This is a genomic window from uncultured Aureimonas sp., from assembly GCF_913775355.1.
Taxonomy (GTDB): Bacteria; Pseudomonadota; Alphaproteobacteria; order Rhizobiales; family Rhizobiaceae; genus Aureimonas.
The window spans coordinates 1-12,583 of sequence record NZ_CAJYIU010000237.1 but is presented as its reverse complement, the minus strand read 5'-3'; the positions used below and the strand labels follow the sequence as shown (position 1 = coordinate 12,583).

The 12,583-nt window shown below is 68.9% G+C and carries 11 protein-coding genes; 6 read left to right on the top strand and 5 right to left on the bottom strand.

All coding sequences use genetic code 11. The annotated features are described in order from the left end of the window. On the bottom strand, positions 1 to 535 hold a 535-nt coding region (pyrF, locus tag QZ753_RS14495), incomplete at its 3' end, for an orotidine-5'-phosphate decarboxylase (RefSeq protein ID WP_294644576.1). A gap of 20 nt (positions 536 to 555) precedes the next feature. Continuing rightward, positions 556 to 3,465 carry a DNA polymerase I gene (gene polA, locus QZ753_RS14490; protein ID WP_294644572.1) on the bottom strand — a complete coding sequence of 970 codons (2,910 nt, stop codon included), beginning with the start codon at positions 3,463 to 3,465 and terminating at the stop codon, positions 556 to 558. A 507-nt stretch (positions 3,466 to 3,972) separates the two neighbouring features. On the opposite strand from polA, the gene QZ753_RS14485 reads away from it, so the two are divergent. The 5 genes from QZ753_RS14485 (at position 3,973) to QZ753_RS14465 (ending at position 8,323) form a co-directional block, all read left to right on the top strand. Continuing rightward, a complete protein-coding gene (locus tag QZ753_RS14485) occupies positions 3,973 to 5,370 on the top strand; it encodes a dipeptidase (RefSeq protein WP_294644570.1) in 1,398 nt (465 codons plus the stop codon). Positions 5,371 to 5,560: 190 nt separating this feature from the next. After that, complete coding sequence (locus tag QZ753_RS14480; RefSeq protein ID WP_294644574.1) at positions 5,561 to 6,007, top strand: DUF2948 family protein; 447 nt, start codon at positions 5,561 to 5,563, stop codon at positions 6,005 to 6,007. Between the two features lie 46 nt (positions 6,008 to 6,053). Further along, entirely contained in the window at positions 6,054 to 7,349 is a 1,296-nt protein-coding gene (gene hisD, locus QZ753_RS14475; RefSeq protein WP_294644569.1) for a histidinol dehydrogenase, read from the top strand. 10 nt (positions 7,350 to 7,359) lie between these two features. Continuing rightward, positions 7,360 to 7,824: a UPF0262 family protein gene (locus tag QZ753_RS14470; protein WP_294644568.1), complete on the top strand. Its 465-nt coding sequence runs from the start codon at positions 7,360 to 7,362 to the stop codon at positions 7,822 to 7,824. Positions 7,825 to 7,882: 58 nt separating this feature from the next. Next, complete coding sequence (locus QZ753_RS14465) at positions 7,883 to 8,323, top strand: low molecular weight phosphatase family protein (protein ID WP_294644566.1); 441 nt, start codon at positions 7,883 to 7,885, stop codon at positions 8,321 to 8,323. A 19-nt stretch (positions 8,324 to 8,342) separates the two neighbouring features. On the opposite strand, the gene QZ753_RS14460 is transcribed toward QZ753_RS14465, so the two are convergent. Together QZ753_RS14460 and QZ753_RS14455 are read right to left on the bottom strand one after the other, a co-directional pair. After that, positions 8,343 to 9,920, bottom strand: a complete 1,578-nt coding sequence (locus QZ753_RS14460) for a DHA2 family efflux MFS transporter permease subunit (RefSeq protein ID WP_294644565.1) — start codon at positions 9,918 to 9,920, stop codon at positions 8,343 to 8,345. A gap of 54 nt (positions 9,921 to 9,974) precedes the next feature. Then, positions 9,975 to 11,141 (bottom strand): HlyD family secretion protein, encoded by a 1,167-nt coding sequence (locus tag QZ753_RS14455; protein ID WP_294644563.1) that lies wholly within the window; start codon positions 11,139 to 11,141, stop codon positions 9,975 to 9,977. Positions 11,142 to 11,327: 186 nt separating this feature from the next. Between QZ753_RS14455 and QZ753_RS14450 the strand changes: the two genes are divergently transcribed. Beyond that, positions 11,328 to 11,999 (top strand): TetR/AcrR family transcriptional regulator, encoded by a 672-nt coding sequence (locus QZ753_RS14450; protein WP_294644562.1) that lies wholly within the window; start codon positions 11,328 to 11,330, stop codon positions 11,997 to 11,999. Positions 12,000 to 12,039: 40 nt separating this feature from the next. On the opposite strand, the gene yihA is transcribed toward QZ753_RS14450, so the two are convergent. Further along, on the bottom strand, positions 12,040 to 12,583 hold a 544-nt coding region (yihA, locus tag QZ753_RS14445; protein WP_294644561.1), incomplete at its 5' end, for a ribosome biogenesis GTP-binding protein YihA/YsxC.

Below are 12,583 nucleotides of genomic sequence, written 5' to 3'. Positions count from 1 at the left end.
CCGGCCGGATGCCGGGCGTCACCAGCGCCATGCCGGGCGCAAGGAGTTCGCGAACCAGCGACGCCTCCTGCGCCGAGGCGACGATGCCGCCGATCCCGGCGTCCGCCGCCTGGCGCGCGCGCAGCTCTACGAGGTCCGACACCGAACCGCCGTAGCCCGACTCTCGAAGATCCTCGTCGGACAGGGAGGTCAGGACCGTGACCCCGAGGACGCAGAGGTTCGTGCCGCCGGCCGCCCTGGCCGCCGCGCGCATCACCTGCGGATAGGCATGGATCGTCGTCATCGCGGCGCCGAGGCCCGCGATGCTCTCGATGCCCTTTTCCACCGTGTTGGCGATGTCGTGCAGCTTGAGGTCGAGGAAGACCTTCTTGCCCATGCGCGCGAGCTCGCCGACGAGCGGCAGGCCGCCGGCAAAGCCGAGCTGGTACCCGATCTTGTAGAAGCCGACCTCGTCCCCGAGTTCCGTGACGATCGCCTCGGCCTCCTGCCGGGAGGACACGTCAAGGCCGACGATCAGCCGGTCGCGGGGGCGCAGCGCGTTCATGTCGCTCATCTCTAGTGTGCCTCGTCCCAGTTGCCGGCAGCGCGCGCGTCGACGACGAGCGGCACGACGAGTTCCACCACCGGGTCGGCCGCGCCTTCCATGACGCGCTTGACCACCGGGATCGTCGCCTCGATCTCCTCGTCCGGCACCTCGAACACGAGTTCGTCGTGCACCTGCAGCAGCATGCGGGCCGACAGGCGCTCGGCGCGCAGCGCGTCCTCCATGCGGATCATCGCGCGGCGGATGATGTCGGCGGCGGTGCCCTGGATCGGCGCGTTGATCGCCGCGCGCTCGACGGCCGCGCGCACCTGGGGGTTCGAGGAGCGGATGTCGGGATAGTGCGCGCGCCGGCCGAACAGGGTCTCGACGTAGCCCGTCTCCTTCGCAAAGGATTTCGTGCGGTCCATGAAGTCGCGGATGCCGGGGAAGCGCTCGAAATAGCGCTTGATGTAGCTTGCCGCCTCGCCTTGCGGGATCGCGAGCTGGGCGGCGAGGCCGAAGGCCGAGATGCCGTAGACGATGCCGAAGTTGATCGCCTTGGCGCGGCGGCGCACGTCGGACGGCATGCCTTCTACGGGCACGCCGAACATTTCCGACGCCGTGGTCGCGTGAATGTCCTGGCCCGCCTGGAAGGCTTCGACGAGCTGCGGGATCTCGGCCATGTGGGCAAGGAGCCGCAGCTCGATCTGGCTGTAGTCGGCCGACAGGAGCTTGTGGCCGCCCGCCGCCACGAAGGCGGTGCGGATCTCGCGGCCCTCCTGCGTGCGCACGGGAATGTTCTGGAGGTTGGGCTCGGACGAGGACAGGCGGCCGGTCGTCGTCGAGGCCAGCGAGTAGGACGTGTGGATGCGCTCATTCTCGTCCATGTAGACGGGGAGCGCGTCGGTATAGGTGCCCTTGAGCTTCGTGATCTGGCGCCAGTCGACGATGCGGCGCGGCAGGTCGTGGCCCTGGGCGGCGAGGTCTTCGAGAAGCTTGGCGTCGGTCGCCCATTGCCCGGTCTTGGTCTTCTTGCCGCCGGGAAGCCCGAGCTTGCCGAAGAGGATTTCGCCGAGCTGCTTGGGGCTTCCGACGTTGAACGGCTCGCCGGCGAGAATGTGGATGTCGGCTTCGAGGCCGGCCGCCTTCTGGGCGAAGCGACCCGAGAGACGCGACAGGATCTGCCGGTCGGCGCGGATGCCGCGTTCCTCCATGCGGGCGAGGACGGGTACGAGGGGCCGCTCCAGCCGCTCGTAGACCGAGACCATGCCCTCGGCGGCGAGGCGCGGCTTGAGCACCCGCCAGAGGCGCAGCGTCACGTCGGCGTCCTCGGCGGCGTATTCCGTCACCTTGTCGATCGGACAGGCGGCGATGGCCTTGGCCGCCTTGCCGGTGCCGACGAGCTCGCGGTAGCTGATCGGCTTGTGGCCGAGGAGGCGCTCGGACAACTCGTCCATGCCGTGCCCCTCGAGCGACGACGAGGCGTCGAGCACGTAGGAAATCAGCATCGTGTCGTCGAAGGGCGCGAGCGCGATCCCGTGCCGAAGCATGACGAGATAGTCGTACTTGACGTTCTGGCCGACCTTCAGGATCGCGGGGTCGGTCAAGACCGGCTTCAGGAGGTCGAGGACTTGGCCGAGCGGGATCTGCGCGCCGACGCCTTCCTTCGCCTCGTCGCCGGACAGGAGATCGCCCGCCCCCTCGCCGACATGGGCGATCGGCACATAGGCGGCTTCGCCCGGCGCTACGGCGAAGGAGAGGCCGACGAGATCGGCCTTCATTGCGTCGAGCGAGGTCGTCTCGGTGTCGAAGGCGAGGATGCCGGTCTCGTAGGCGCGCGCGATCCAGCGCTCGAGCGTCGCCGCGTCGCGGATGGTTACGTAGGCCGAGCGGTCGATGGGCTGCGAGGCGGCCGCGGCCAAGCGCTCGGCGGCCAGCGCCTTCGGGCTCATCGCCAGCTGCGTGTCGCCGGCGGGCGCATCCGGGTCCAGGTCGGGGCCGCGCGCGGGAGCCTTGGCGTCCACCTTGGCGGGCGCGACGTCGGCGGCGTCGGTGCCGAGCTTCGCCGCGACGCGGCGCGTCAGGGTCGTGAACTCCATCGCCTTCAGGAAGGCGACGAGCTTCTCGCCGTCCGGCTCGTGGATGAAGAGGTCGTCGAGGGCCACGTCGAGCGGCGTGTTCTGGTCCAGCGTGACGAGGCGCTTCGAAAGGCGCGCCTGCTCGGCGTTGGCGAGGATCGATTCGCGGCGCTTGGCCTGCTTGATCTCGCCTGCGCGCTCCAAGAGCGCCTCCAGCGTGCCGAAGGTCTCCAGAAGCTCGGCGGCCGTCTTCGGACCGATGCCGGGAATGCCGGGCACGTTGTCCGAACTGTCGCCGACCAGCGCCTGAAGGTCGATCATCTTCTCGGGATAGACGCCGAACTTCTCCTTCACCTCCTCGGGCCCGAGGCGCTTGTCCTTCATCTGGTCGTAGAGGATGACGCCGGGCCCGACGAGCTGCATCAGGTCCTTGTCGGAGGAGACGATCGTCACGTCCCCGCCGGCTTCCCGCGCGAGCCGCGCGTAGGTCGCGATCAGGTCGTCGGCCTCGAAGCCTTGCCTTTCGACGCAGGGCAGATCGAAGGCGCGCACCGCCTCGCGGATCAGACCGAACTGCGGGCGCAGGTCTTCGGGCGGCGCCGGACGGTTGGCCTTGTAGCCGTCGTAGAGCGCGTTGCGGAACGTCGTCGAAGAGTGGTCGAAGATGACGGCGAAATGCGTCGGCGCGACGCCGACCGAGGTGTCGCGCGACTCCTCGACCAGCTTCCACAGCATGTTGCAGAAGCCCGATACGGCGCCCACCGGCATTCCGTCGGACTTGCGCGTGAGCGGCGGCAGCGCGTGGTAGGCCCTGAAGATGTAGGCCGAACCGTCGACGAGGAAGAGATGATCGCCCTTTTGCATGGGACGGGTCGTATCGCGGGGGGCGCGTCCTGTCCATCGCGCACGCGGGTACGGGGCCCGCGCAACCCCTGCGTTTCCGCACATGCGCAGGAGTTTCAGATTACAAAGGTTTAATGCCGTCGATCACGCGTTCGTGATCGAATCCCATTGAACTTAAACCTGTCAAGGCGCATTTTCTGAGCAACGACGCACACGATGACGTCGTGCTTCGGTCTCAAGCTCGTCCCCCGCTTTGAGCCGAATGTCGGAGCGGATGATCCCATCCCCCCTCACGGGATCCCGCTCTATTGAGAAAGAGCCGTCGCGACAACCCCCCCCTCCAGTCCGCGACGGCTCTTTTCTCACCCCCTCCCCCGTCCTCTCGATCGATTTCGCCCCGCCTGTTGCGCAGGCGCGACAGAAATGTCCTGCCCCTTGCGCTTTGCGTCCGGCGCTGAGGCGCGCTATCGCAAGGCCATACCCGTCCGGGGCGTCAGCGCCCCGCGACGCCAGCGAAAGGGCGTTTCCATGGCCGACCTCGACAGCGTGCTCGCCTGTCTCGACCTCAATCTCGACCGCTCGGTGGAGCGCCTGCAGGACCTCCTGCGCATTCCGTCCATCTCGACCGATCCGGCCTATGCGGCGGACTGCCGCCGCGCCGCCGAGTGGCTGACGGGCGACCTCGAGGCGATCGGCTTTACGGCGCGCGTCGCCGAGACGGCCGGCCACCCGATGGTCGTCGCCCACCGCAAGGGCCCTGAGGGCAGCCCCCACGCCCTGTTCTACGGCCATTACGACGTCCAGCCGGTCGACCCGCTGAACCTGTGGGACGCCGAGCCGTTCGACCCCAAGGTCGTGACGATGCCGGACGGCACGCGCCGCATCAACGGGCGCGGCTCGGCCGACGACAAGGGCCAGTTGATGACCTTCGTCGAGGCCTGCCGCGCCTTCATCGCCGAGACCGGCGGCCTGCCCTGCTCGGTCACGATCTTCCTCGAGGGGGAGGAGGAGTCCGGCTCGCCCTCGCTCCTGCCCTTCCTGGACGCCAACAAGGCCGAGCTCACCGCCGACGTCGCGCTGATCTGCGACACCAACATGTGGGACCGCGAGACGCCCGCGATCTCGACGGGCCTGCGCGGCCTCGTCGGCGAGGAGATCACCATCCGCGCGGCGTCGATGGACCTTCATTCCGGCTATTTCGGCGGCGCGGCCGCCAACCCGATCCGCGTTCTGGCGAAGATCCTCGCCGACCTTCACGACGAGGACGGCCGCGTCACCCTGCCGGGCTTCTACGACGGCGTGCCGGATCTGCCGGATGATGTGCGCCGCGTCTGGAACGAGCTTCCCTTCTCGCAGGACGAATTCCTCGGCTCCGTCGGCCTGTCGGTTCCCGCCGGCGAAAAGGGCCGCTCGGTGCTGGAGCAGACGTGGTCGCGCCCGACCGCCGAGGTCAACGGCATCGAGGGCGGCTACACCGGCAAGGGCTTCAAGACGGTGATCGCGGCGGAGGCTCATGCCAAGGTCTCGTTCCGCCTCGTCTTCGACCAGGACCCGGCGAAGATCCGGGAGAGCTTCCGCGCCTTCGTCGCCGAGCGCCTGCCGGCCGACTGCACGGCGGAGTTCCACGAACACGGCGGCTCGCCGGCGATCCAGCTCCCCTTCGATTCGCCCGTCCTCACGACGGCCCGCGAAGCGCTGTCGGACGAGTGGCCGAAGCCGGCCGTGATGATCGGCATGGGCGGCTCGATCCCGGTCGTCGGCGAGTTCAAGCGGCGGCTCGGCATGCCCTCGCTCCTGATCGGGTTCGGTCTCGGCGACGACCGCATCCATTCGCCGAACGAGAAGTACGAGATGTCGTCCTTCGCCAAGGGCCAGCGCTCCTGGGCGCGCGTGCTGGCCGCTCTTGGCGAAAAGGGAACGGGCTGACGCCCGCAGCTTTCGCATCCGGGCGCCTTTCACCGGCGCCCGGATGCCGTGTCCACGGGGCTCGGCGGCCCGACGGGTCGTCGTGGAGGCCCATCCGCCACGTCGGCTGCATCCGCTGATCCGACGCGACACCTGTCCAAAGCCCATCACGGCCTCTAGATGCGCCGGCATGGAAACTCGACCCGACGCCATGGACCCGCTTCGCCTCAACGCCCTCGACGCCGAGGATCTCGCGATCGTCTCGGCGCATGTCCAGGACGCGGTGCTGCGCGTCGGCGACTTGGCACTCGACGGGCGCGCGGGCCGCCTCCTCGTGCCGATGAACCGCTTCGCCTGGGAAGCCGCCCGCCCGCGCCGCTGGTTCGCCAAGCCCGAGCCCGGCGAGCGCCGGCGCAGCGTCCTGCGCTTCGACCGCGTCCTCTCCGCCAGCCGCACCGGCATCGACCTTGGCGCGCCCGAGGACGTGCTGTCGCTCCTCGCGCTGCGCTGGACGCCGGGCGACGATCCGTCCGGCGCGATCGAGCTTGTCTTTGCGGGCGAAGCCGCGATAAGGCTCCACGTCGAATGTATCGAGGTCCAGCTGGCCGATCTCGGCGCTGCCTGGAGCACCCCGTCGCGCCCGTTCCACCGGGTCTGACGCGGCGCCCGGCGCCCGGCCGTCCAGCCCGAGGGAGATCCGCGCCTTGCCCCAGAGGCTGAACGCCGCCGAACCGGACTTCGAAGCCCGGTTCCGCGACCTCCTCGCCGCCAAGCGCGAGGTCTCGGCCGACGTGGAAGCCACGGTGCGCGCTATCCTCGACGAGGTGCGCCGCGACGGCGACGCGGCGCTGATCGCCTTCACCGAACGCTTGGATCAGCTGCGGCTCTCGCCGGAAACCCTGCGTGTCGGCGAGGCGGAGATCGAGACGGCCTTCCGCGCGACGCCGCGCGAGACGCTCGACGCCCTCAGCCTCGCCCACCGCCGCATCACCAGCCATCACGAGCGGCAGCGTCCGAAGGACGACCGTTACGAGGACGAGATCGGCGCCGTGCTCGGCAGCCGCTGGACGGCGGTGGAATCGGTCGGCCTCTACGTGCCGGGCGGGGCGGCGAGCTATCCCTCCTCGGTGCTGATGAACGCGGTTCCCGCCAAGGTCGCGGGCGTCTCGCGCATCGCCATGGTGGTGCCGGCGATGCGCGGCGCGCTGAACCCCCTGGTGCTCGCCGCCGCGCGGATCGCGGGCGTCGACGAGATCTATCGCATCGGCGGCGCGCAGGCGGTGGCCGCCCTCGCCTACGGCACGGCGACGATCGCGCCGGTCGCCAAGATCGTCGGCCCCGGCAACGCCTATGTCGCGAGCGCCAAGCGCCAGGTGTTCGGGACGGTCGGCATCGACATGATCGCCGGCCCCTCCGAGGTGCTGGTGATCGCGGACGCCGACAACGACCCCGACTGGATCGCCGCCGACCTTCTCGCGCAGGCCGAGCACGACCGCTCGGCGCAATCGATCCTCCTCACCAATTCCGCCGCCTTCGCGAGCGCCGTGGAGGCGGCGGTCGAGCGCCAGCTCCAGCGCCTGTCGCGGGCCGAGACGGCACGCGCGAGCTGGGACGAGTTCGGCGCGACGGTCGTCGTCTCCGATCTTCTGGCCGACGCGCCGCCGCTCGCCGACCGGATCGCCGCCGAGCACCTCGAGATCGCGACCGCCGACCCGGACGCGATGTTTGCCCGCATCCGCAACGCTGGCGCCGTGTTCCTCGGGCGGCACACGCCGGAGGTGATCGGCGACTATGTCGGCGGCTCCAACCATGTCCTGCCGACGGCGCGCTCGGCGCGCTTCTCGTCCGGTCTCTCGGTGCTCGACTTCGTCAAGCGCACCTCGATCCTCCAGCTCTCGGCCGAGGCGCTTCGCGCACTGGGGCCTGCCGCGATCGAGATCGCCCGCGTCGAGGGTCTCGACGCGCATGCCCGCTCCGTCGCCGTGCGACTGAACCTCTAAGGGGGACGGGATGGCGGGCAAGCTGATCTCGGTGGATCTCGACGAGACGGTGGGGCGCGCCTCCGCTGACATCGAGCACGAGCGGGCGGTCGCGATCTTCGATCTGATCGAGGAGAACCTCTTCGAACCCGAGGGCGTCTCCGGCGAGCGCTTCCGGCTGAAGCTGGCCTTGGCCGACCGCCGCCTCGTCTTCGACATCGCCGACGAGGCGGGCGCGCCGCTCACCGCGCACCATCTGTCGCTGACCCCCTTCAAGCGGGTGATCCGCGACTACTTCCTAATCTGCGACAGCTACTACGAGGCGATCCGCTCCTCGACGCCCTCGCAGATCGAGGCCATCGACATGGGCCGGCGCGGCATCCACAATGACGGCTCGGACCTCCTGCGCGAGCGCCTGGCCGGCAAGATCACGCTCGACAAGGATACGGCGCGGCGCCTGTTCACGCTGATCTGCGTCCTGCATCGGCGCAACTGAGACGAGGGGCTGTGATGGATCACCCGCAGAACAGCCGATCGACAACCGGGGGCCGCCCTTGAGTGAGACCGGCGGCAGCGCGAAGCGTCCGGGCTCGATCCTGTTCGTCTGCGGGATGAACGCGATCCGCTCGCCGATGGCCGAAGCCGTGGCGCGGTCCGTGCTGCCCGGCACCTACGTCGCCTCGGCGGGCGTCAAGGACGGCGAGCGCGACCCGTTCGTCGACGTGATCCTCGCCGAGGAGGGCCTCAGCCTCGGCGACCGCAAGCCGCAGAAATATGAGGACCTCGCCGACGGGTTCTTCGACCTCATCGTCACCCTGTCGCCGGAAGCCCACCACGCCGCGATGAGCGCGACGGAAGCGGACGCGACCGCGGTGGAGTTCTGGCCGATGCCCGACCCCTCTGCCGTAACCGGCAGCCGCGGCCAGATCCTCGACGCCTATCGCGACCTCTTCCGCCGCATCAAGGCGCGGCTCGACGAGTTCGGCCGGCGCTGAACCGTCGGCCGCGCTCCGGTCAGTGCGCGTCGACCTTCACGCCCGTCTTCGGCTTCTGCACGAAGACGCAGAGCGCGCAGAGCGCGACGAAAAGGCCGGTCAGGAACAGGAACACGTCGGAGAACGCCATCACCGACGCCTCGCGCTTCACCAGCTGAACCAGCTGGCCGATCGCCGCCTGATTGCCGTCGATGCCCGCCGCCGAAAGGTTCGCGGCGATCTCGGCCATCCGGTCCTCGGCCACCTGGCTCCCCCAGCGCACCCGCTCGGCGAGGCGATCGTAGTGCAGCGCCGTGCGGTCGTTGATCATCGTGTTGATGAGGGCGAGGCCGACGGCGCCGCCGAGGTTGCGCGTTAGGTTGTAGAGGCCGGAGGCGCCCTTGATCACCTGCGGCGGCAGGGTGCCGAGCGCGATGTTGTTGATCGGCACCATCGCCATCATCAGACCGAAGCCGCGCAGGATCTGCGGGATCAGGAGCTCGTAGAAGTCCCAGTCGTGGGTGATGCCCGTCATCAGCCAGGTTCCGAGCCCGAAGGACACGAAGCCGATCGCCATCATCACGCGCGGGTCGAGCTTCGTGGAGAGTTTGCCCGAGATCGGCGCGGTGAAGAACATCGCCATGCCCGAGACGAACATCGTCTCGCCGATCATCAGCGAATCGTAGCCGCGGATGCGCCCGAGATAGACCGGGTAGAGGTAGGTCAGGCCGTAGAGGCCGACGCCCATGATGAAGGAGAACAAGGAGCCGAAGGCGAAGTTGCGGTTCTTGAACGCCGTGAGGTCGACGATCGGCTCCTTCGCCGTGAAGGCCCGCCAGAAGAACACGAGCGCGCCGACGACCAGCACCACGGTCATGACGACGATCACCTCGTCCTCGAACCAGTCGTCGAGCGGGCCCTCTTCGAGGACGTATTCGAGGGCGCCGAGGAAGGCGCCCATGCCGAACAGGCCGTACCAGTCGAAGCGCGAGAAGAGCGAGAGGTCCGGCTTGTCGAAATCGACGAGATTCCAGACCGCAAGCGTGACGACGATGCCGAAGGGCACGTTGACGAGGAAGAGCCAGTGCCAGCTCATCGCATGGCTGAGATAGCCGCCGACCGTCGGGCCGATGGTCGGCGCGAGCGTCGCGACGAGGCCGATCATCGGCGAGACGACGGCACGCTTCGACGGCGGGAAGATCGTGAAGGCGGCGGCGAAGACGCTCGGGATCATGGCGCCGCCGATGAAGCCCTGCAGCGCCCGGTAGAGGATCATCTGGTCGATGTTGGACGCCGTCGCGCAGAGCGCCGAAGACGCCGTGAAGCCGGCGGCCGCCAGCGTGAAGAGGATGCGCGTCGACAGCATCCGGGCGAGGAACCCGGACAGGGGAATCATGATGACTTCGGCGATCAGGTAGGCGGTCTGGACCCAGGCCACCTCGTCGGACGAGGCGGACAGACCGGCCTGGATCTCGGCGAGCGAGGCCGAGACGATCTGGATGTCGAGGATCGACATGAACATGCCGAAGACCATGGCCATGAAGGCCAGGACGCGGCGCATCGGGACATGATCCGCGTCGGCGCGAACGACGGGCGTATCGGCGGTGATCGACGACATGGGAGCCTGCCTTGCCGGTCCCCGTTGCGGGACCGGCCGTGACGAAGGGTGGAGTTAGTCGGCCTCGGCCAGCGCGTGCGAGCCGGCCGGCGCGGTGCGGGTGTCGACCGAGGCCGTCACCGACAGGCCCGGCCGCAGGTTGCCCTTGGCGGCCTCGGCCGGATCGACGGCGACGCGCACGGGCACGCGCTGGACGATCTTGGTGAAGTTGCCGGTCGCGTTGTCGGCCGGCAGCAGCGAGAAGACCGAACCCGAGGCCGGGGCAAGCGAGACCACGGTCCCCTTCACCTCGACGCCCGGAAGGGCATCGACCTCGATGCGCACGGTCTCGCCGACCTGGATCTCGTGGAGCTGCGTCTCCTTGAAGTTCGCGTCCACGTAGATCTTGTCGAGCGGCACCACCGAGGCGAGCCGGCGGCTCGGCGACACGAGATCGCCCTCCTGCACCGACAGGTTGCCGATCACCCCGTCATAGGGCGCGCGCAGCGTCGTGAAGCTGAGGTCGCGGGCGGCCTGATCGCGCGCGACCTCGAGGCCCTCGAGCGTCGTGTTGCCCTGGTTGATCTGGGCATCCAGGACGCCGACATTGGCCTTGGCCGACGTCACCGCCGCCTTGGCACCGATGAGCTTGGCATCGGCCTCGGCCTTGGCGGAGCGGGCCTGATCGAGCGGCGCCTGCGCGCCCGCGCCAGAACGGGCCAGCTGCTCGGCGCGCTGGAGGTTCAGGGCAGCCTGGCCGACCGTGGCGTCCGCCACCGTGACGTTGGCCTCGGCCTCGCCGACCTGGCCGAGCGCGGCCTCGCGCTGGGCCTCGATCGAGCCGATCGCCGCCTTCTGCGACGAGATCTTCGCTTCGGCGGAGCGCAGCGCGAGCTCGTAATCGCCCGGATCGATCTCGATGATCGGATCGCCCGCCTTGACCGGCTGGTTCTCGACCACCGGCACGGAGCGGACATAACCCGTCACCTTCGGCGTCATCACCGCCATGTCGGCGCCGACATAGGCGTCGTCGGTCGAGACGAGGAAGCGCCCGTCCACCCACCACTGGTGGCCGTACCAGCCACCGCCACCGAGCGCCGCCACGATGACGAGCGGCAGGAGCAGCTTCTTGCCGATCCCGCCCTTCTTCTTCGTCGGCGTGGCGTCGGCGGGCTTGGCCGCCGGCGGCGCGGTCTCGCCCGTCTTGCGGCCGACGACCTCCAGCTTCGGCGCGTCGGACACGCGCTCGGCCTCGAGCGAAGGATTTGACTTTTGAGACGCGGACTTCGACATAGTGGCAGAACCCAAATCGAACCGAACCGTTCGGTTCGACGTTGACATAGACGTGATGACCGGGCAGGGCAAGGGTGATCCTCCGCCGACGTCCGGATTATTTCGGCATCCTTATCGAAAAGTGCTCTCGAAACCGTGACCGCAACCCTCGATCTCGTACAAACCCCGTCGGCTCCCGGCGATCGTCGTGCCGCAGCCGGAGAGGACCCGACCAAGCGGCGACAGATCCTCGAGGGCGCGCGCCGGGCGTTCGTGGGCCTCGGCTTCGACGCGGCCTCGATGAACGACGTGGTGCGCGAGGCCGGCGTCTCGAAATCGACGCTCTACGTCTACTTCCGGTCGAAGGAAGAGCTGTTCCGCGCGCTGATCGAGTGCGAACGGGAAGCCTATCTCGCCGAAGTGGAGGCGCTTCTCACCGATCCCGGCGACCCCGCCGAAACGCTCACGCGCTACGGGCAGCGCCTTGCGCGGCTCGTGATGTCGCCCGAAGCGATGCATGCCAAGCGCACGGTGATCGCGGTCGCCGCCCGCATGCCCGAGGTCGGGCGCGAGTTCTACCGGCACGGGCCGCAGCGGGGCCTTGCCCTGCTGTCGGCCTATCTCGAAAAGGCCTGCGCGGCCGGCACGCTGGAGATCCCCGACGTCGCCCTGGCGGCCGCCCAGTTCGTGGAACTCGCCACCGCCGGCATCCTGCGCCGCCGTTTCTTCGACGACGAGGCGCCGGCGATCTCGGAGGACGAGATTGCGCGCGTCGTCGCCTCGGCGGTCCGCCTGTTCATGGCCGGATACGAGCCCCGGCGTGCCTGACGCGCAAGGGATCGACTGACATTCGCAAGGCGCGGCGAACTCAGCCGCGCCCTTCGGCAAAGAAGGCGATCGCGGCCTGCACGTCCTCGATCCCGAAACCCTTCTCCGACGACGTCGCGATGATCTCGGGGAAGGCCGCTGGCCGCTTGCGGATCGCCTCGCGGGTCGCCGCCTCGAGCTTCGGCAGCGCGAGGACCGAGATCTTGTCGGCCTTGGTCAGCACGATCTGGTAGGACACCGCCGCCTTGTCGAGCAGCGTCATCACGTCGGCGTCGTTCTTCTTGATGCCGTGGCGGGCATCGATCAGGACGAAGACGCGCTTCAGCGTCGCGCGGCCGCGCAGGTAGTCGAAGACGAGCTTGGTCCAGGCGTCGACCTGCTCCTTCGGGGCCTGCGCGTAACCGTAGCCCGGCATGTCGACGAGGGCGATCGGCGGCAGGTCGCCGGCCTCGCCGGAGTAGCCGTCGGGCACGAAGTAGTTCAGCTCCTGCGTGCGCCCCGGTGTGTTGGAGGTGCGCGCGAGCCCCTTCTGGCCGACGATCCCGTTGATCAGCGACGACTTGCCGACATTGGAGCGCCCGGCG

Bases quoted from the DNA above. Each gene is read 5' to 3' on its own strand.
- polA (WP_294644572.1), bottom strand. From the start codon at position 3,465: ATGCAAAAGGGCGATCATCTCTTCCTCGTCGACGGTTCGGCCTACATC.
- QZ753_RS14485 (WP_294644570.1), top strand. From the start codon at position 3,973: ATGGCCGACCTCGACAGCGTGCTCGCCTGTCTCGACCTCAATCTCGAC.
- QZ753_RS14480 (WP_294644574.1), top strand. From the start codon at position 5,561: ATGGACCCGCTTCGCCTCAACGCCCTCGACGCCGAGGATCTCGCGATC.
- QZ753_RS14470 (WP_294644568.1), top strand. From the start codon at position 7,360: ATGGCGGGCAAGCTGATCTCGGTGGATCTCGACGAGACGGTGGGGCGC.
- QZ753_RS14460 (WP_294644565.1), bottom strand. From the start codon at position 9,920: ATGTCGTCGATCACCGCCGATACGCCCGTCGTTCGCGCCGACGCGGAT.